The sequence below is a fragment of the Algoriphagus aquimarinus genome (assembly GCF_900112005.1).
Lineage (GTDB): Bacteria > Bacteroidota > Bacteroidia > Cytophagales > Cyclobacteriaceae > Algoriphagus > Algoriphagus aquimarinus.
Genome location: NZ_FOKK01000001.1, coordinates 394,984 through 413,886, shown reverse-complemented (window position 1 = coordinate 413,886; position 18,903 = coordinate 394,984). Strand labels below are relative to the sequence as shown.

At 40.5% G+C, this 18,903-nt stretch carries 20 protein-coding genes; 11 read left to right on the top strand and 9 right to left on the bottom strand.

Features of this window, described 5'->3' with window-relative positions:
* Positions 1-22: 22 nt before the first annotated feature.
* Positions 23-466 carry a nucleoside deaminase gene (locus BM291_RS01915; RefSeq protein WP_092894571.1) on the bottom strand — a complete coding sequence of 148 codons (444 nt, stop codon included), beginning with the start codon at positions 464-466 and terminating at the stop codon, positions 23-25.
* An 11-nt stretch (positions 467-477) separates the two neighbouring features.
* Positions 478-1,608, bottom strand: coding sequence for a hypothetical protein (locus BM291_RS01910; RefSeq protein WP_092894480.1), 1,131 nt, complete (start codon positions 1,606-1,608; stop codon positions 478-480).
* Positions 1,609-1,851: 243 nt separating this feature from the next.
* Between BM291_RS01910 and BM291_RS01905 the strand changes: the two genes are divergently transcribed.
* Positions 1,852-2,961 (top strand): Na/Pi symporter, encoded by a 1,110-nt coding sequence (locus BM291_RS01905; RefSeq protein ID WP_092894479.1) that lies wholly within the window; start codon positions 1,852-1,854, stop codon positions 2,959-2,961.
* Here the strand turns inward: BM291_RS01905 and deoC are convergent.
* A complete protein-coding gene (gene deoC, locus BM291_RS01900; RefSeq protein WP_092894478.1) occupies positions 2,943-3,617 on the bottom strand; it encodes a deoxyribose-phosphate aldolase in 675 nt (224 codons plus the stop codon). The two genes, BM291_RS01905 and deoC, sit on opposite strands and share 19 nt — an antisense overlap.
* On the bottom strand, positions 3,610-4,818 hold the full coding sequence (locus BM291_RS01895) for an NAD(P)-dependent oxidoreductase (protein ID WP_092894477.1): 1,209 nt from the start codon (positions 4,816-4,818) through the stop codon (positions 3,610-3,612). Before BM291_RS01895 ends, deoC begins: the two co-directional genes overlap by 8 nt.
* 157 nt (positions 4,819-4,975) lie before the next feature.
* Between BM291_RS01895 and BM291_RS01890 the strand changes: the two genes are divergently transcribed.
* Positions 4,976-5,554, top strand: a complete 579-nt coding sequence (locus tag BM291_RS01890; protein ID WP_092894476.1) for a methyltransferase family protein — start codon at positions 4,976-4,978, stop codon at positions 5,552-5,554.
* A gap of 57 nt (positions 5,555-5,611) precedes the next feature.
* On the opposite strand, the gene BM291_RS01885 is transcribed toward BM291_RS01890, so the two are convergent.
* The gene (locus tag BM291_RS01885; RefSeq protein WP_092894475.1) at positions 5,612-6,214 is read right to left on the bottom strand and encodes a trimeric intracellular cation channel family protein; all 603 of its coding nucleotides are present in this window, start codon (positions 6,212-6,214) and stop codon (positions 5,612-5,614) included.
* 388 nt (positions 6,215-6,602) lie between these two features.
* Here BM291_RS01885 and BM291_RS01880 point away from each other — a divergent pair, with 388 nt between their 5' ends.
* The gene (locus tag BM291_RS01880; RefSeq protein ID WP_139229021.1) at positions 6,603-7,202 is read left to right on the top strand and encodes a hypothetical protein; all 600 of its coding nucleotides are present in this window, start codon (positions 6,603-6,605) and stop codon (positions 7,200-7,202) included.
* Positions 7,192-9,648 (top strand): non-ribosomal peptide synthetase, encoded by a 2,457-nt coding sequence (locus BM291_RS01875; protein WP_092894473.1) that lies wholly within the window; start codon positions 7,192-7,194, stop codon positions 9,646-9,648. Before BM291_RS01880 ends, BM291_RS01875 begins: the two co-directional genes overlap by 11 nt.
* A gap of 24 nt (positions 9,649-9,672) precedes the next feature.
* On the opposite strand, the gene BM291_RS01870 is transcribed toward BM291_RS01875, so the two are convergent.
* Entirely contained in the window at positions 9,673-10,293 is a 621-nt protein-coding gene (locus tag BM291_RS01870; RefSeq protein WP_092894472.1) for a class I SAM-dependent methyltransferase, read from the bottom strand.
* Positions 10,280-11,182, bottom strand: a complete 903-nt coding sequence (locus BM291_RS01865; protein WP_092894471.1) for a patatin-like phospholipase family protein — start codon at positions 11,180-11,182, stop codon at positions 10,280-10,282. The genes BM291_RS01870 and BM291_RS01865 overlap by 14 nt, the downstream gene beginning before the upstream one ends.
* Positions 11,183-11,242: 60 nt before the next feature.
* Here BM291_RS01865 and BM291_RS01860 point away from each other — a divergent pair, with 60 nt between their 5' ends.
* The 7 genes from BM291_RS01860 to BM291_RS01830 are packed head-to-tail and all read left to right on the top strand — an operon-like array spanning position 11,243 to position 16,915.
* Complete coding sequence (locus tag BM291_RS01860; RefSeq protein ID WP_092894470.1) at positions 11,243-11,665, top strand: VOC family protein; 423 nt, start codon at positions 11,243-11,245, stop codon at positions 11,663-11,665.
* Positions 11,666-11,674: 9 nt separating this feature from the next.
* Positions 11,675-12,736, top strand: a complete 1,062-nt coding sequence (locus tag BM291_RS01855) for an aminotransferase class I/II-fold pyridoxal phosphate-dependent enzyme (RefSeq protein ID WP_092894469.1) — start codon at positions 11,675-11,677, stop codon at positions 12,734-12,736.
* Positions 12,733-13,965, top strand: a complete 1,233-nt coding sequence (locus BM291_RS01850) for a serine hydrolase (RefSeq protein ID WP_092894468.1) — start codon at positions 12,733-12,735, stop codon at positions 13,963-13,965. Before BM291_RS01855 ends, BM291_RS01850 begins: the two co-directional genes overlap by 4 nt.
* 33 nt (positions 13,966-13,998) lie before the next feature.
* A complete protein-coding gene (locus tag BM291_RS01845) occupies positions 13,999-14,235 on the top strand; it encodes a hypothetical protein (protein ID WP_092894467.1) in 237 nt (78 codons plus the stop codon).
* A gap of 32 nt (positions 14,236-14,267) precedes the next feature.
* Positions 14,268-14,534: a hypothetical protein gene (locus BM291_RS01840; protein WP_092894466.1), complete on the top strand. Its 267-nt coding sequence runs from the start codon at positions 14,268-14,270 to the stop codon at positions 14,532-14,534.
* 42 nt (positions 14,535-14,576) lie between these two features.
* A complete protein-coding gene (locus BM291_RS01835) occupies positions 14,577-15,509 on the top strand; it encodes a polysaccharide deacetylase family protein (RefSeq protein WP_092894465.1) in 933 nt (310 codons plus the stop codon).
* Positions 15,510-15,532: 23 nt separating this feature from the next.
* On the top strand, positions 15,533-16,915 hold the full coding sequence (locus BM291_RS01830) for a hypothetical protein (RefSeq protein WP_092894464.1): 1,383 nt from the start codon (positions 15,533-15,535) through the stop codon (positions 16,913-16,915).
* A gap of 84 nt (positions 16,916-16,999) precedes the next feature.
* On the opposite strand, the gene BM291_RS01825 is transcribed toward BM291_RS01830, so the two are convergent.
* Entirely contained in the window at positions 17,000-17,191 is a 192-nt protein-coding gene (locus BM291_RS01825; protein ID WP_092894463.1) for a hypothetical protein, read from the bottom strand.
* 216 nt (positions 17,192-17,407) lie between these two features.
* Positions 17,408-18,781: a DNA repair protein RadA gene (radA, locus tag BM291_RS01820; protein WP_092894462.1), complete on the bottom strand. Its 1,374-nt coding sequence runs from the start codon at positions 18,779-18,781 to the stop codon at positions 17,408-17,410.
* Positions 18,782-18,903: the final 122 nt, after the last annotated feature.

Genomic DNA, 18,903 nt, shown 5'->3' with positions numbered 1-18,903 from the left:
TTCTTACGACTCCAATTTCCTTCTATTTTCTCAGTTTTTTGAAAAATTCCACTAAAAGCTGTTCAGATTCTTGGGCAAGCGTCCCCGAAAAGACTTTAGTTTTTATGTGCAAAATACCCGGATTGCTTTGCAAATACCCTCTTCTGGGATCGGATGCTCCATAATGGATTTCCCCTATTTGGGACCAAAAAAGTGCACCGCCACACATTACGCATGGCTCGAGGGTCACATAGAGTCTACAATCATTTAAATATTTTGCTCCCATGTAATTCGCCGCAGAAGTGATCGCAAGCATTTCTGCATGGGCAGTTACATCATTGAGCTTCTCCGTTTGATTGTAGGCTTTGGCAATAATTCTATTCTTAGACACGATCACGGCACCCACAGGAATTTCCCCCTCTTCGAAAGCATTTTTAGCTTGCTTCAAGGCTTCATTCATGAAGTACTCGTGACTATAAAGTTCTATTTCCAAAATGCCTAGAAAAAGTCCAGAATCTCATTTCTCACCCCATCATTGATAATGAATGCGAGAATCAAGGACACCACCAATCCGATGAATGCCTTGGACACGTCATTTCTAGCCATTTTAAAGGCTCTAAACAACCAAGCATTCCTCTTCTCTGCTTTGGCATGTTTACCAAGTGCAATCGCTATTTCTCTACCTCCAAGCAAACCTATAAATACCCAAGTAGTACTCATTGGTACATGGCTATAAAGTTTGAAGTAGAATAAGATAATTGCATAGACAAAATCAACAATCGTCGCGGCTCGTACATCAGTCACACTGGACTTTTCATTAACGATACCTTGGATTTTATCACCTTTCATATAGAAAAGGAATCCTAATCCTATAAATACAAAACCAGCATATACAGAGAATTCTACTGCATTCAACTGTCTTGGAAGGAAAACTGCAATGTTGGCAGCATCCTGCATGATCCAAACTGCCCAAAGCGTACCAGAAGTGATCCACTGCAAGTAAATCCAATATGGAGCAGGTTTCCCTTTAAGGTAGTTCTTGACAAATCGTTCAAGTATAAACCATACCGCTATAGCGATAGAAAAAGCCAAAAGGTATCCTACAAAGCTCTTGAACATCACACTTACGATAGTTCCTGCTTTATAAGTGAATACATTCAACAAAAGGAATGTGGTAGAAACTGGCATCCTCAGCCTAGTCATAATAAGGAGCACAATCGGTGCAGCAAGCTGAAGGAAAACAAAGCTAGTTGGCGCTTTGTCCAATCCTGGAACACTTAGTCGCTGATAACTGACGTCACCATTGAAGGTAAACCAGCTATAAGTAACCGTTCCTACAAAGATCACCCCCATAAATAACCATAGCCAATACCACTTCTTGTTGTGGTTTGAGGCTATGAAGGTACCAATGGTCTGGATACTATCATTTGCAATGGCAGAATAAGCAGCTAGCGCAAACCCAAACCACATAGCAGCGTAGGTATATGGCGTGATTAATCCTGCGATGGAAATCAGGACACAGATGACTATTAGAAAAGATTTCTCTTTTTTAGTAAAATCGAACAGTGAGTAAGCTCCTTTGGAGAGTTTATCCTGATTAATGTTTTGGTCTATTTTTTTCTTGGCCATGATTTGGCTTTTGGTCGGTGGCGCAAAATTAAAGAAGATATCCTTCTCCCCATGTTATCAAATTGTTAAGTAAATACAATTCCACTTCTAAAAGTTAGTTTCGCCTTGTTTTTCGCAAAAAAATTTCAACTTTTGCCCAATATTTTATCAAAAATTTGGATTCTCGGATAGTTCCGCCCTCTTTTATAAGCCATTAATCCTGAGATAAAATAAGTAAAACAGGATAAATTCTGAATCTGGTAGATGGAGAGCTTAGAGCAGGAAAAAAATAAAGTAAATAAGACTAAAAGCTATCTCATGATGCTTTTGGCACTTATGCTGTTCATCTTCGCGATTGATTTGCTCACTGTGGCAATGAGTCATCTGAACAGTGCGGTAGCAGAAAGTATCCTTATGGCTACCAGAAACCCCTTTGTTAGTCTTTTCATAGGATTGCTGATGACTGCTCTAATTCAGAGCAGCTCCACTGTCACTGCCAGCATCGTAGCAGTAGTGGCCTCAGGGCACCTTACACTGGAGCAGGCTGTACCCATGGTAATGGGAGCCAATATCGGAACAACTTTGACCTCCACCCTTGTCTCTCTTTCTTATATTATGAATAAGAGAGAATTTAAGAGAGCACTCTCTGCTGGTATGCTCCATGATATTTTTAACATATTCACTGTTATCATATTGTTACCATTGGAGATCTATTTTGGTTTCTTATCCAAACTATCAATCTCCATAGCACACCTTTTTATCCAAGATGATGCATACTCCGGTCCCATCGTTTACAATAAGGTTTTTACCAGACCAATCACAGAATGGATCTCCAATACCATAGATATTCCATTCCTGACAATGATACTTTCGATCTTCTTAGTATTTGCTGCTATTAAGATATTGTCAACGGCTGTTTATAAAGCTTTTATCCTGAATAGCTTTCACGATATAAATAAGCTCATCTTCAAGAATCCATACATGGCATTCATTTATGGGACTTTTTTCACGGCAGCCGTACAGTCCAGCACTGTCACTACCTCACTTGTGGTTCCATTGGTCGCTAACAAGAAAGTATCTGTAAAAAAGTCCTTTCCTTTCATCATAGGCGCCAATATAGGAACTACGATTACAGCAGCCATTGCCGCTATTTATAAGACGGAAGCAGCCATAGCGCTAGCTATAGTGCACTTCCTTTTCAATTTTATAGGAGCTTTGATTTTCTTGCCTTTTCCTAAACTGAGAAACATCCCAGTGATCTTGGCCATGTATATGGGCAAAAAATCCGTAAAAAGTAGATTCTTGGGTTTTGCCTACATCCTTCTGACTTTCTTTATTATTCCTTTCTTGCTGATCTATTTCAGCAACGATTGAGAACCTCTCCAGGAATCCATCAAAGCTTTAGCTGAGCTAGTACCTATTCTATCCGCGCCAGCGCTAATCAGCTCAAGTGCAAAATCCAGAGTTTTGATTCCTCCACTAGCTTTGATGCCTACAGATGAAGATAAATTCTCTCGCATCAGCTGGATGTCTTCTACTTTTGCCCCTGTTGCCGCGTAGCCAGTGGATGTTTTCACAAAGTCCACTCCAGCATCCTGGCATATCAAGCATGCCTCTACAATTTGCTTGTCATCCAAATTAGCTGTTTCGATAATGACTTTGAGAATTCTCTCCTCTTCATGACAAATCTTTGCGATTTGAGCGATTTCTATCTTTGGCCAGCTCATCCCGGAGAGATAGGCCGTCTGTGACCAAACGAGATCCAATTCGTCTGCGCCTTGTCGGATTGCTTCTTGGGTTTCAAACACTTTGGTAGCGGTATCCGAATAGCCAAAGGGAAATCCTATCACCGTCACCAATTGCACATTCTCTTCTCCTAAGTCTCTTCTTACTTTTTTTAGCCAAAATGGAGGAACACAGACGCCTACAAATTGCTCTTCAATTGCTTCTCTGATTAGGATATCCACCTCTCCGCCAGTCATTGTAGGCTTCAAAAGTGTGGATTCTAGAAATCGATTTAACTTATTCATGCTCAGTCACAAAGTCTGTCAAGTACATAAACTCTATAGTCAAGTCCCCATCACGCGCAATGGTTGCCCGCTCCAGTATTCCTGAGTTTTCTTCCAAAAGTGCCGGAATCACCCAATTGCACAACTGAATCCCAAACTCCTTACTTGATTCACGTGGAAGTTCGCAGGGTAAATTATCAATGGCCATCACAGAAATACTTGTTTGCTTTCCGAATGCCTGAATCTTCTCCCCAGATTGCCTATCCACGTCGAACACTGGATCTGCAATAGTAGAAGAAGTAATCGTAGTAGGTATTGGGCCTCCTACATCACAGCTCACATCGGCAATCACGGAAAGCTGAAAATCCTCGGCTGCTATATCCTTCAACTCAAACAAGCGTGGAGCATCCGGATCCCAATACGCTCCTGAAATCAACATTTCTCCCGCTTCCGCAAACTTCTGAAAGTGACTTTCATATTTCTCTGGAAAGGAGTAGAACTCTTCTTTATCGAAGCCTCCGTCTGATTTTCTTCTATTGTAATCCGCAGAACTTAACTTCACATATACCGGCTCATCAAAATACATATGCAAGAAATCATGCGCAGATACCTCGCGAATCTTCAAAGAATTCAGGACTTCCTTTGCCCCATTTCCCACACGGCCAGAGCCAGTCAGGATAATTTTCACAGGTGGAAGCTGCACTTTGGAAAGCTCTAAATGAAGATCTTTAAGATCTACGCATTCATTTGCCCGCTTGATTTCAAAGAGATCCGTCTTCTTTCCATAGGTCCAAAAAGCATTATAAGCTCCTACTATCCCCGCCCATCTTCCGAAGGCAACCACGCGTTTTCCCTCCTCATCCTTTAAGGCCTCATAATCTATCAGCCTGATATTTTTCTCTAAAACTGCCTTCAGTAACTTTCTATTAGACTTCTGCTTTTTGATAGTATGAGAAAAGAAAAAATATGTCTTACCATCTATTAACTGATCAACGGGTACTTCTTTCACACCGAAAAGCACATCACTGTCAGAAATATCCTCGAATACATCAATTCCAGCATCAAGATATTCCTGGTCTGAAAACGCACGAAATGAACTGGATTGCACCTGAATGGTAATCTTACCAGCATGTTCTTTCTGAATAGCCCTAAGTTGATCCGGAGTAAAAGGAACTCGTTTGTCAGGAGGGTTTTTTCCTTCGCGGATTATTCCGATTTTCATGTGTTTATAATTTGATTTTCAAAGGCCAAATGCCAGCCCGGCTAACGCCAGTCGGACGGGGAATCTCGTATAGCAGATAATCACTCCAGCGTGCAACGATCTTTGTCATGCTCGAATTCATAAAAATATTAGTTACTCTGAAATTTAATATACCTCGATGAACTATTTACTCCTGGCTCTCAGCTGGATCATTTTCTATACTCTTCATTCTGTTCTGGCTGCATCCAAGATAAAAAGAATTCTGGAGGGAAAATTGAGAAATGCTTACAAATGGTATCGCTTAGGGTATACCCTAGTTTCGATACTACTATTCCTGGGCATCATGGTCCAGGCCTTGTTAATTCCCAAAAGCATTTTGTTTCCCAAAGGGGATTTGACAGACTACTTGGGTTATATGTTTGCGGGATTCGGCACTATCATCCTTACCAAATCGAGCAAAAACTACTCTTTGAAGCGTTTTCTGGGATTTGAACCTTCTACAAAAGAAGATGAAACCTTAGTGACGACAGGGCTCTACTCAAAAATTCGCCATCCACTTTATGCAGGATTGGTGTTGATATTCCTTGGATATTTTCTGTTTTCTGGAACCGTCACAGCCATTGTTCATCTAGCCTGCTTGCTTCTATACTTACCATTTGGGATATATTTTGAGGAAAAAAAGCTGGTTAACCAATTTGGCGAAGCATACCAAAAATACAAGTTGGCAGTACCTTCACTTATCCCAAGCTTCTGGTAAGCTTTACAAAGTTTGGTCAGGAAAATTGAGCCTTGAATTTGTCTATTGAAAATTCCTCTAGTCCAGCCTTGGCAAACTCAGTTTATATTTCATAGAAAGCATGCGAATGGCAATGATCACTACAATGGAAACCAACAGATTGATATCTCTTGGAACATTAAAAGAATTGAGAATCAGGTAAAATATTGCTCCTGCCAAGCAAGCTGAGGCATAAACCTCTTTTCTGAAAAGGATCGGTAAAGTATTCGTCAAGGTATCACGGATTACACCTCCCATTACGGCAGAAAACATCCCCATAATCGCAGCGATTTCTGGTCTCACTCCTAGACTCAAGGCCTTTTCTACACCCAAAACAGTGAAAAAAGCTATACCTAGGGTATCAAAAAGAAAGAAAGTCCGGCGAAGCTTGCTAAGGAATTTGGGAAAGGTAAATGCCGCCAAAACGCCAACCAATATGGAATAGAGAAAATTTACGTCACCGATCCACACAAGTGGATAACTATCCAACAAAATATCTCTTAAAGTTCCCCCTCCTATAGCAGTAATAAATCCTGTAAACCCGGCCCCAAACATATCATGCTCCTGTTCACGGATGGCTAAAGCTCCCGAAATCGCAAATACAAATGTCCCAACCAGCTCTAATCCGTATTGTAAATCCATTTAAGAAATATTTAACCTTAGCATAAAAACAACTTTCGCAAAAACTCATCCAAGTACAAGAGTAGTGTCTCGAAACTGAACATTGAAGCAAATTTCTTTCAAAAACACTAAATATTTTTCTAATTCTTTAAAATAGATACTAATTAAATCTTGTATTTCGCGGAGCAAAATACTTGACCGAACGAAATAGATTCTGTCTCAGCCTCACACTAGCTTCACTATGAATACTCTGCTACACTATGACCTATTAAGGCTAGATGCATTTCAGAACAATTTATCCATTCGTAACCACATTGCTGTAGAGGATTTCGGTGAATTGACACTTCTTAAGTTTACTCCAATCAACTATTTTAACTATTGTATTGGCAAAATCAATAGTCTAGAATTATTGGATTATATCAAAAAATTCTACTCCGATATTGCAGAAAACAAACATCAGATTCTGATTGATTCAGGGGATTACTTATCTAGTGAAATCATCCAACAATCTCCTGATTATAAGCCTGAAGGAAAGATTTCTATTATGAAATTGATACCAGAAAATTTTGCTGGATACCCCATACTTCCAGAGGTGGAATTAGTTCTTGTTACCAAGCAAAATATCAAAGAATTTGCTTGGCTTTACCTGTCTTGTTTCGAAGCAGAAAATAGACATGAAGAATCTGTTGAGGAAAATTTTAGATTAAAACTAAATGTGGAAGGTCTTGAGTTTTATTTTATCCACTATAAAAACAAACCTGTTGGCATTACTGGTTTATATTTTCATCCTCAATTCACTATTTTATCTGTCGGAGCTATACTAAAAGACTATAGGTTTTTAGGAATACACAAGTCGGCACTTTCTTGGAGAATCCAAAGATCAGAAGCCATCAACGGGAGTAAACCTGTTTTTTCATGGGCTTATAAGGATAGCATTAGTTACCAAAACATGGTGAAAACCGGTATGACAGTTTCTGAGGAATTACTCATTTATCAACATGCTGGATAGGTTCCTCTATCAGGTCAATCAATTTCCTGACCGAATAGCGATCAAAGCTAACGGCCACTCTCTTACCTATGGAGAATTAATGAAGCAGGCATCAGTCGTCTCTTCAGGTATTCAAAACCAAGGAATAAAAGAGATGTGCATCGGTATTTCTTTGAAAAGCAAAACAGATGAACTGATTTCCTGCATTGGAATATTACTCTCTAACAATCACTTTTTTTTTATCCCAGAAGGAATTGAAGACGCTTGGTGGGAACAGGTTCCTGTCAGCTTAATGATCACCGATCGAGATCAGATAAAAAAAACTGCTATTCCAGCTTTTGATTTCAATACTATAAAAAAAACCGTAGTCTCAGAGCTTGATCAATGGTGGGAACATGAAGACATAGCTAAAAAGCTCTTTTGTATCTATTGTACTTCTGGAAGTACAAGTAGCTCAAAGTATGTAGTCCATGACTACCAATCCATCGCAGAGGATACCAATAGGCAAGTGGATGAGAATAAAATCTCAGAGTCAGACACATTAGACTTCATATTCGCCTCTTCTTTTAGCTCGTCCTTGGCAAGCATTTTTCCAGCTTTAATCTCCGGAGCAAGTATTGCCATTTTCGATCTAAGCCCTAAAAACCTAAAGGACATTCCTCAGTTTTGGCTAGATCAACAAGTAACCTTCGCTACCTTGACCAGTTCCGCTTTTAGAACTTTGGCTCGAATCAGCACCCTAAACCTAGCCTCATTCACGAAATCTATTAGATTTCTATGCTTGGGCGGAGAGCCTGTTTTAGAAAGTGATCTTCAGCTTTTCGTATCTTATTTCCCAGATAACTCTGAAATCCAATTAGCATACGCCAGTACGGAGACCCGAACTCTAAGCCAACTGCGAATCAATCAAAATACTCCATTAGAATTAATCCATGATGGTTTCCCGGTAAGGAATAAAACCATTAAGATTCTGGATCAAAATGGAAAAGACTGTCCTGCCGAAAAAGAAGGAGAGCTGGTAATCTATTCTCCTTATATCAGTTTAGGCTATTACAATAATGGAACGCTACATCCACACAAACAAGAAGGTGAAAACCGAGTTTACCGAACGGGAGACTGTGGTTTCTTCTCTACAGATGGGTCTATACGACTGACAGGAAGGACGCATTCCATGCAAAAAGTAAATGGTAAGTGGGTCAGTTTTAATGAGCTGGAGAATATGATTTGCCTCGTCAGTCATTCCTTAAATTGTAAAATCCTCAGGAACAAAGATGAAAATGGCTTTGACTATTTAATCGCTTGCCTGGAGGTAAAGGATCTTGGCTCCGATAACGCACCTAGTAACTCAATAAATACCCAAATCAAATCTGAAGTTCTACCACGATTTTATCTTGAGTTTAAAGATTTTCCACTGAATGCAAATGGAAAAATCGACAAAAATAAAATGCTCGAGATGGCTCAAGACAAAGAATTCTCCAACATCTCGGATCAGATTAAAGACCCAATTACTCAACAGATTCACCAGATATGGTGTCAGCAGTTAGGAGTGAGTATTTCTAATTTAGACGCGGACTTTTTTACAGATCTCGGAGGTAGCTCTCTTCTTAGTTTGTTTGTGGTGGATGAACTAGCCCGGAAGTTTGATCAAGACTTGGAAAGTCATCTACTGTTTCAATTTAGAACTATCAGCAAGCTTGCTCAATTCTTGAACAACACAAATGAGGAAAAGCCCTTACCACTCATTGATTGGATTAACTCTGAGCAAAAAGCTCATTTGCCTTACTTATTTTTTATAGAAATAGGTCATTTTAGTTCTTTCAAAAATTTACTGGCAAGCCAGATATCTTCTGACAACTACAACCTAGCATACCTCAGAATCGATCTTTTCAAGGTGTTACAAGGTCATCACTCGGAAAAAATCATGGAAGAAATTCTCGATGTGCTGAAGCCCTTTTCTTCGCCAGTACTTTTAGCAACTAGTTTTAATGGATTCATAGCCGCCAAAATCAATCAAAAACTTGGAGGAGCGTTGATATTAATTGATTCGCCATGGTACAAGAAAGATGCCTTTGTGAAAATCCCTATCCAAAATCGCCTCCTTCCTATCTATCATCGATTTCGTTCCTTACCATTTCGCCAAGCTATTCAGCAAGTCGGATCACTAATTTTAGGATATGGGATAAAAAAAGCAACTCCTAAAAAAGGCTTAATAAGTCCTTTTGAACGGAGTGTTAGTCTCTTTGTATCCCAATCAGTACATCCAACAAAAATCTCCAACCTTGTGTATTTTTATTCAACGGGATCTGCAATGACTTCGAAGAAAGATGTTGAAAACTGGAAAAAAATCGCTGACAGTAGCTTTTCAGCTGTAGATATTCTAGGTGATCATTTAGATGCTTTATCTGAAGCTAATAGTGATTTGGTAGCACGAAAGATTAATGAGTTTCTAGCTGGGATTGCCTTATAAAAAATCTAAAGAAGAACTGAAGACTTATTCTAGCGCCTTTTCCATCACAAAAACTCCCATCGCCCGTTGCTCATGTACCAAGACAGATTTGGGGTGTTCCAGAAATTTCAAGCCCATTTCTTGCAATTTATCCACATGAGTTTCAGTCAGTAAAAACCTTCCAGACCCGTCTGGAAGCAAATATTTTCCTCCTCCAAGTTCTTGGCTTTTTTCTATTATGCCCCCAAAAGCTGTCGTCATCCGAAACCATAAAATCCCGCCGGGTTTTAAGACACGAAGCATTTCATTGATCATCTGCCAGAAATTGGTCTCATCCTTCGCAAAGTGAAGAACCGCTGAACAAATAATAGCATCAAAGGCTTGGGGATGAAATGGGATTTCTTCCAAACCAGCTACCTGAAATCTATGGGCGTCATAACTCTTATCCAGACTTTTTGCCATATATCTACAATACTGAATCGCAGTTTCGTTCTGATCAACTCCGAATAGTTGGTAGCCCTCATTGATGAAATAAACAGCATTTCTTCCTTCTCCACAACCTGCATCCAGGATCTTCATACCTGTCGAAAATCTGCCTTTTAGAATCTGATCTAGTAGGTAGATGTCGATATTTCCAAGAAGTCTATTCAGTTCAGCTATTTTCATTTTCCCATCTATCTAAGGCTTGAATCGCTTTTGCTCTACCTATTTCTATCAATTCTTCTGCTCGGTGAAACTCCAAGGTACCAGCCTGATTTCTGGCAACCTGAACAGACACATCTACCTCATATTTCTCAATTAGTAAGGCAGAAAATCGATCTTGCAATAAATCGAACGAACGAGTCATTAGGCCAATCGAACTAAGAGACGCAGGTTTCTCCTCTTTTACTTGTTCAGGGAAATACTGACGCATTTTAGTACGATAGTCAGTTACCCAAGCCGGCAAGGAAATGAAGCTCTTTCCAGTCGCATCTTTTTTAGGAGGAATTACTAATTCTGAATCATTCGCATTCAGCCCCACCACTACGATCATATTTTCGTCCGCATGCTGCAAAAGAGAAAGCGGAACTGGATTCAATACCCCACCATCTATCAACTCATGACGTTGAAAACGGGCGGGTTGAAAAACGGTAGGAATACTTCCTGATGCCCGAATGGCGGAATACAGACTACCTTCTCTAAAAATCACCTCATTTCCGCTGATATAATCCACGGCATTGCAATAAAAAGGAACGTTCAGGTCTTCTATCTGACAGTCATTGATCACCTTTTTAAGGGCATTGTACACCTTTTCGCCCTTGATAAATCCGCGGGTAGAAAATGTGAAGTCCATCAAAGAAAATACATCCAACCTGTCCAAATGGCAAATCCAATCCTTGAATTCATCCATTTTGCCTGCTGCGTACATTCCCCCAACTAGTGCTCCAGCTGAGCAGCCTGCAATTTCAGCAATTTGATAGCCACGTTTTTCTAACTCTTCGATCACTCCCACATGCGCTAATCCCCGCGCTCCACCGCTGCTCAAAACCAATGATACCGATTTTCTTTTCTCCATAATAGTTAGGGAATAAACAACTAAATTGAAGCCGAAAAACCCTCAACGAAAGTACACATTATGAGCCAATTTAAACCCTTTCACCTGGCTTTCCCGATCAGGGATATTGCAGAAACCCGCGCATTTTATGGAGATCTTCTTGGCTGTGAGATCGGTAGAAGCACGGACAAATGGATAGATTTCAACTTCTTTGGTCATCAGCTTTCCGCTCACATTAAGCCTGAGGAATTAGCTTTGGCGCATACCAATACAGTGGATGGAAAATATGTGCCCGTGCGACATTTTGGGGCAATCTTGCCTTGGGGCGAATGGCATGAGCTTGCTGATAAATTAAAAGCTAACGGAATTGAGTTTGTAATAGAGCCTTACATCAGATTCCAAGGCGAAGTGGGAGAGCAGGCCACGATGTTCTTTTTAGACCCTTGCGGAAATGCATTGGAGTTCAAATCCTTTCAAGACGAAACTCAGATTTTCGCCAAATAAATCAACGCATTGAAAAATCATTACTTAGATTCTGGGATAGGTCGGACGATCAAAGTAGAAGGAAAAGAATACCTTTATTTTAGCGGGACTTCGTATCTGGGCATGGCGCAGGACAAAACTTTTCTGAATGCCTTATCTGACAACCTATTTCTATTCGGAGCAAACCACGGGCAAAGCAGAATCAATAGCATCCGACTTAATGTGTTTGATGATTTTGAAAATCACTTTGCACAGAAAGCTGGATCTGAATCTGCTGCTGTTCTCAGTTCTGGATATCTCGCGGGAATCGCAGCATGGAGATCACTTCACAAAGATGCTGAGCAGACTTGGATCGCTCCAGATGCACATTCGGCTATAGTTCCTGACCACCTTTATCCTTCTATTCAATTAAATTTTACACAATGGAAAAATCATTGCTTAGAACAGTCTAAAAGCTTATCGCCACGCAAAATTTTACTAATAGCAAACGCGGTAGATCCTTTTTCCTGCGAAATTCATGAATACGATTGGGTGAAATCTATAGCACAAAAGCATGAAGTAAGCCTTTTAATAGATGATTCTCATGCTTTCGGAGCTTTTGGAAATAGCATTTATGGTACTTACCAGAAATGGATTGATCCGAATATCAACTTACTCGTTTCTGGATCGCTGGGAAAAGGGTTGGGATTGCCAGCAGGATTAATCTTGGGTGAGGAATCGCAAATTTATAAGATCAAGGCAACTCCACTTTTCGGAGGTGCATCTCCTGGATCTCCTGCACATCTGAAAACTTTCCTGGACATGGAGAAGCTATACCTAAAGAAAAAAAGCTGGTTAGAAGATGCCACTGGGATTTTTGCTCAGGAAATGGCCAATGTCACTCAATTAAAAGGTAGCAGGTATTTCCCTGTTTTTGCCTATACGGATCCCTCTTGGGTAAATGAATTTGAAAAGGCAGGAATCATCACTTCTTCATTTCCTTACCCTACTTCTGAAAGTCCAAGTGTAAACAGAATCGTGATTTCAGCTGTTCACGAACTAGGAGATTTAATGTATCTCAATCAAATCATCCACAGGCTAGCTCGACGATGAAATATCTTGCACAACTGGCGCTTTTAGCACTTCTACTTTCATCTTGCTCTCCCAAGGATAAAGTGCCCTTTGAAGATGGCTTAGAAGATTATCCAACGCTCAAGAACGTTCTTGAAAATGTGGATAAGTACCAAGTTCAGATTATTTATACTCTTATCGAGCGCAATGAACATGGCAATGCGTTGATGACAGATTTCACTGTGAATTTGGATGATACCCACTATTTCTATCCGGCATCTACAGTGAAACTTCCAGTTGCATTGCTCGCCTTGGAATGGCTGGAAGAGCAGAAAATTGAAGGATTGACAGCGGAGACGACTATGCTAACCGACTCTGTTCGACCTTCTCAGATCCCATCTTTGTCAGACTTATCTGCTAGAGACTCGCTTCCTAGTATTGCACAGTACATCAAAAAGATCCTCCTAGTCTCGGATAATGATGCCTACAACCGATTATATGAGTTGCTTGGGCAAGATTACATCAATCAAAAACTCAAAGAAAAAGGTCTAGAGCATACGATTATAACTCACAGACTTAGCTATTCAACAAGCCCAGAGGAAAACCGAATTTTTAATCCGATACGGTTTATGGACTCCACAGGAACAGTGCTTTTGGAGATACCTGAACGTAGCACTGAAACGATCTATTCAAATGTGAATAACCCCGTAATTGGGAAGTCTTTTTATGTAGGAGATTCTCTAGTATCTGATGGAATGGACTTTACTTTCAAGAATAAATTGGCGCTTTCTGATCTCCATGGCGTAGTGGAAAGAATCATTTTCCCTATGTCATTTGTGGAATTTGATCGATTTACCATCAATGAGGATCATAGGAATTTTGTTTTGAAATACATGAGCATGCTTCCTGCAGAGAGTGATTTTCCAAAGTATCCAAAGTCAGAATATTGGGACAAGTATTCTAAATTCTATCTCAATGGAAATGACAAAAGTGATTTCCCTGCAAATATTCGAATTTTCAATAAAACAGGACAAGCTTATGGGCACTTGATCGACGCGAGCTATTACGTGGATTTCGAAAAGGGAATTGAGTTTTTTGTCTCAGCGGTGATCTATGTCAATGCCGACGAAACACTCAATGATGACCAGTATGAATACGGTGAAATTGGCTTCCCATTCTTCGAGGAATTAGGAAATTACCTTTACCAACTCGAATCGGAGCGTAAAAAAATGATTCCAGCCGATTTGAAAAAGTTTAAATTTGAGTATTAATAACAACGAGAATTAGATATCCATACCCCTTTAATGAAGAAAGCACCATTCTTATACCGTTCATTTTTCAATTTCTGGTTAGTCTATATCCTGCCGGCAAGTATCGCCACAATTATCATCACTGAACTTTTCAAAGGTTCAATTAGCGGGGAATTCTTCAAGCTTCCATCCACCTATGTCAAAATGTTGATTTTTCAAGTCATTTTTGGGCTTTGGATGTACTTTAGAGATTTCAAGCCCAAAGCACAGAAATATAAAGAAGGCGTCTGAACCAGATCGTAAAGGCCAATTCTTATCTTAATATGAAAAAAAACCAATCAAAACGTCCGGCTCCAAAAAAGCCAGCTCCATTTATTTATCGATCATTTTTCAACTTTTGGTTGGCTATAGTGCTCCCTGCTACATTGACTGCGTTGGTTGTGTCCAAGTTGTATTACAACAATACCATCAACTTTGAACCTCTGAAAGAACCCTCCACATGGTTGTATTTTGCCATCCTGCAAGTGTTCCTGGGCTTTTTTACTTACCTCTGGGTTTTCAGAATCAAATCGAAAGAGTATAAGAGTTAAGTATAGACTGGATTATTTATCTTAGGCTAAACAACAACCAAGATGCTTAACCTACGCTATTTCTTATTCCTTTTGGCCTTTTTGCCAAGCCTTACTTTTTCACAAAACCTTGCCGAAAAACTTGGATATCCCAGCGACACTAAACTCCTAATCATTCACGGTGACGATGTGGGTGTGTCGCATTCGCAGACTAAAGCAACTTTTGATGCGATGAAATATGGCATTGTGAATTCCACTAGCATGATGGTGCCTACGGGATGGTCAGCGGAGGTGGGCGAGATGGCAAAAGAAATGCCCACTGCTGATATTGGGATTCACATAACATTGACGAATGAATGGCTGAATTTCAACTGGGGCCCAGAAGCTGGCAGAACAGCTGTCCCTGGATTGGCAAACGAAAAGGGTCATATGTATCCAGATTGCGCTCAAGTGACTGCCAACGCAAGTCCTGAGGAAGTAGAAATAGAGATTCGCGCGCAGATTAAAGCTGCCAATCAGATGGGGATCATCCCTACTCATCTTGATTCTCACATGGGCTGCGTTTTCTACGGTCGACCAGAATATCTCAAATCCTATCTGAAGATTGCACAGGAGCTAAATATTCCGGCTATGATCAATCAGCAAATGGTTGATGGTATTGTAAAACCAAATTCCGCCTTATTCGAAGGAATAAATGTGGAAAAATTCCCTGTGGTGGATCAGCTATTTATGGCAGAGCCAAAAGATTACGAGGCAGGAATGGAAGCTTATTATACAAAATCGCTCAATAATCTGACTTCAGGACTCAATGTGATCTTGATCCACTTGGCTTTTGACGATGCCGAAATGAATGCCGTGACCAAAGGACACGAAACCTACCATGCCCCTTGGAGACAAGCGGATTATGATTTCTTCACCAGTGAAAAAGCTAGAGAACTATTGAAAAAGAATAAGGTACAATTGGTGACTTGGAGAGAAGTAGGCAAAACGATGTAGTTTTGCAGGCAAATTCAGTCTTCATGAAATATTCCTTTCTCGCAATTCCAGTAGTACTTTTGATCTCTATTTCCTGCAAAGGACCTCGATCCGAGGAAGCAATCCTTTTTGATAGTTTGGAGAAATTGCCTTCGGTATCAGTGAAAGATGCCGCCAGCTTTTCCTTGGGAAATGAAAACATTTTACTCAGCGGAAAGCAACAGGAACTTACATTGGAAACCATCCAGTTATTCAGTGCGTTTTCCGCCGCTGTCAAGACCGAGACTGAATCGATCTGTCTAGATAATCCAGTCGACATTACTAAATATCCTTTCGCTAGCAAGCAGCATTTTCAACTAGAAAATGATGGTCTAGAAATAAATCAGCTACAATTTATCAGTAAAGACAAACTTGGAATTACGCTGCTTTATTCCATCAAGAATGTGGATAAGTCACCAAAAATCACCCAGTTCCTGTTTCAAGCCAACACAGATCTCAAACCTAGCATTTTGATGGACAGCAGTTTTGGAAGCAATGCTGCAGATCAGGTTATTTTTGATGAGGTGACGGGAATCTTCACCGCTAAAGACGAAAAAAATGATTGGTTTGCGGTTTGGGGAACCTCTACCGATTTCAGTATGAGCCCACGTGATTCTGATTGTTCTCGCGACACATCCGAATTAGGTACTAGTGCAGGATTTGAAATTACTGTGGAGCTAGCTGCAAATGAAGAGCGTGTAATCCCTGTTTTCATCGCAGGTTCTGATCAGGGTGAATTCACTGCGATTGAGACTTTCGCCGATCTCCGAGATGGGCTATTTTCGGATTGGGATGAGAATTTCGCTTTGATAGATTCCCTTCAAAACACTTCCAAAATCATTATTCCTGAAGAAGAAATCCAAGAAGCATACGAATGGAGCAAATATGAATATGGTTTATTTCAGGTGGGAAAAGACATAGTCAATGGCTTGGAAAGTGAGGAAGGCTGGAAATATCAAATGCTGAAAGATTTCAGTAAGCAGTATGTTGAGAAAATCGATAAGGAAGTATTCTATAGCCAAAACGACCTTATACAAGTAGATTATCAGAGTGTACAACCGCTACTTCTGGACTTACTCGGCATTGACGCTGATATCGAAAGTCGTGTCACCTACATTCGCCCCAATTTGCCTAAAGAATGGAAAGAAGCTTCCATAGAGAACCTGTGGATTGATGACAATAAAATAAACATAAGCATCAGTTCTAACACCGATCTAATCTCTCTAGAAATCACCCAAACCCAAAAGAAAGCGGGTTTATCCATTGAGCTTCCTGCAGAATACTCCAAAGTAAAAGTGTTAGGAAAGGAAGTAAGCAACGACACCAAAGATGGCTATCGCAGGATTTTGATGACTGGCGATCATGTGAAGATCGAGGCTAAAAAATAGGATTACTTTTCAAGAAATGGACTAGTACCACCTTGCCTGCTGTTTGGATAAGCTTAGCTATCCAAACAGCAGGCAAGTCAAATTTTACTCGTCTTTTGTGGTTCTTACCAGACCAACACCGGACATGAAAAAAACCAAACCAAGGATACCATAAGTTACCAGTGATTTTATATTCATATTATCGTTTGGAGAATTTGCAAATAGAATTGCGGCGTAAATCAGTCCAACGATTCCAAGTATTGTCAAAATCGCTCCAAAAATGCGTTTTAAATTCATGATTATTGAGTTGTGGGTTGTTGCAAACACAGTAGTCATCTACCGTATTATTTTGAAGCATATTTCAATAATCAGACCTAGTATTTTTGACTATCGATAAGTGACTTTAGCACTCCTCAGCGGCCAAATCTGCTTATTTTGGTCTATTTGCATAGTCAATAATTCCCTAAAGCGGGTAAAAAGATACCCTAGCGAAGCCACTTTATAAACAGTCTCTTAAAAAATCCGCTGATATACTTCATCCAACTTACTCACAGCCATTACTTCGATTTTGTATTTGCTGAGATCAAGTCCTTTCACAGCGTATTTAGAGACTAGTATTTTTTTGAAGCCCAACTTTTCAGCTTCAGAGATTCGGCTTTCGATGCGGTTTACCGCGCGGATTTCTCCTCCAAGTCCAACTTCACCAGCAAAGCAAATCTCTTCCGAAACCGGCGTGTCCTCATAGCTGGAAATCAGCGACGCACAAACTGCCAGATCCAAACCTGGATCATCGACACGAAGTCCGCCGGCTACATTCAAGAATACATCCTGCTGGCCTAGGCGCATACCACCTCTTTTCTCCAATACAGCCAAAAGCATATTCAATCTCTTAGCATCATGCCCCGTGCTACTACGCTGCGGAGTACCGTAAGTCGCTGGACTCACGAGTGACTGGATCTCTATCAGTAATGGTCGGTTACCCTCCATCATCGCTCCGATAGCTACTCCATTGAGTACCTCTTCGCGTTGAGTAAGAAGGATTTCCGAAGGATTAGATACCGTTCGCAGACCCTCCGCTCGCATCTCGTATATGCCCAATTCATGAGTCGAGCCAAAACGGTTTTTGGAAGTCCTCAAAATCCTGTACGTCAGATGTCTATCTCCTTCAAACTGCAATACGGTATCCACCATATGTTCCAAGACTTTTGGCCCAGCTATGGATCCATCTTTAGTGATATGGCCGATCAGGAATGTTGGCGTTCCCGTTTCCTTGGCAAACTTCATCAACTCAGCGGTGCATTCCCGCACTTGCGAAACTGAGCCTGCGGCTGATTCTACAAATTGGGAGGTAAGCGTCTGAATTGAATCTATGATCAAAAAGTCTGGTTTCAGCGCTTCGATTTGCTGGAAGATTTGTTGGGTATTCGTCTCTGAGAGCACATAGCAAAGCGGATTGTTAGCTTCCATACGGTCTGCTCGCATCTTGATTTGGGACTCACTTTCCTCACCAGAGACATAGAGTACCGTTTTGCCAGTCAGCATCAAGGCTATCTGAAGCATCAAAGTAGATTTACCTATTCCAGGTTCTCCACCGATCAGTACCAACGAACCTGGTACAATTCCTCCACCGAGCACCCGATCCAACTCAGGATCTTCCGTAATCCATCTTGCCTGTTCCTCGTAATTTACCTCATGAATTTTTTTTGGTACGCTGGCTTTTTTCATTCCAGCAGACGGAGTCTTCCAAGATCCTTTTCCAGATTCCTCCTTCTGCACGATTTCTTCCACATAGGTATTCCACTCCCCACAGGCAGGACATTTTCCTAGCCATTTAGGGCTCTGCGCTCCGCAGTTTTGACAGAAGAAAGTGGTTTTTGTTTTAGCCATTTTGGAGGTATGAAATACGATTTACGATTTACGAGGTTTATTGGAACTTCAAAGTCTGAATTATATGGTGAACTTCAAGTTTTGCAATTCCCCCTTTACAAAGGGGGTAAGGGGGATTTTAC

Excerpts from the sequence above, each read along its gene's own strand:
- deoC (WP_092894478.1), bottom strand. The coding sequence starts at position 3,617 with ATGAATAAGTTAAATCGATTTCTAGAATCCACACTTTTGAAGCCTACA.
- BM291_RS01875 (WP_092894473.1), top strand. The coding sequence starts at position 7,192 with ATGCTGGATAGGTTCCTCTATCAGGTCAATCAATTTCCTGACCGAATA.
- BM291_RS01890 (WP_092894476.1), top strand. The coding sequence starts at position 4,976 with ATGAACTATTTACTCCTGGCTCTCAGCTGGATCATTTTCTATACTCTT.
- BM291_RS01835 (WP_092894465.1), top strand. The coding sequence starts at position 14,577 with ATGCTTAACCTACGCTATTTCTTATTCCTTTTGGCCTTTTTGCCAAGC.
- BM291_RS01845 (WP_092894467.1), top strand. The coding sequence starts at position 13,999 with ATGAAGAAAGCACCATTCTTATACCGTTCATTTTTCAATTTCTGGTTA.
- radA (WP_092894462.1), bottom strand. The coding sequence starts at position 18,781 with ATGGCTAAAACAAAAACCACTTTCTTCTGTCAAAACTGCGGAGCGCAG.
- BM291_RS01840 (WP_092894466.1), top strand. The coding sequence starts at position 14,268 with ATGAAAAAAAACCAATCAAAACGTCCGGCTCCAAAAAAGCCAGCTCCA.
- BM291_RS01830 (WP_092894464.1), top strand. The coding sequence starts at position 15,533 with ATGAAATATTCCTTTCTCGCAATTCCAGTAGTACTTTTGATCTCTATT.
- BM291_RS01850 (WP_092894468.1), top strand. The coding sequence starts at position 12,733 with ATGAAATATCTTGCACAACTGGCGCTTTTAGCACTTCTACTTTCATCT.
- BM291_RS01910 (WP_092894480.1), bottom strand. The coding sequence starts at position 1,608 with ATGGCCAAGAAAAAAATAGACCAAAACATTAATCAGGATAAACTCTCC.
- BM291_RS01860 (WP_092894470.1), top strand. The coding sequence starts at position 11,243 with ATGAGCCAATTTAAACCCTTTCACCTGGCTTTCCCGATCAGGGATATT.
- BM291_RS01870 (WP_092894472.1), bottom strand. The coding sequence starts at position 10,293 with ATGAAAATAGCTGAACTGAATAGACTTCTTGGAAATATCGACATCTAC.
- BM291_RS01825 (WP_092894463.1), bottom strand. The coding sequence starts at position 17,191 with ATGAATTTAAAACGCATTTTTGGAGCGATTTTGACAATACTTGGAATC.
- BM291_RS01895 (WP_092894477.1), bottom strand. The coding sequence starts at position 4,818 with ATGAAAATCGGAATAATCCGCGAAGGAAAAAACCCTCCTGACAAACGA.
- BM291_RS01905 (WP_092894479.1), top strand. The coding sequence starts at position 1,852 with ATGGAGAGCTTAGAGCAGGAAAAAAATAAAGTAAATAAGACTAAAAGC.
- BM291_RS01865 (WP_092894471.1), bottom strand. The coding sequence starts at position 11,182 with ATGGAGAAAAGAAAATCGGTATCATTGGTTTTGAGCAGCGGTGGAGCG.
- BM291_RS01885 (WP_092894475.1), bottom strand. The coding sequence starts at position 6,214 with ATGGATTTACAATACGGATTAGAGCTGGTTGGGACATTTGTATTTGCG.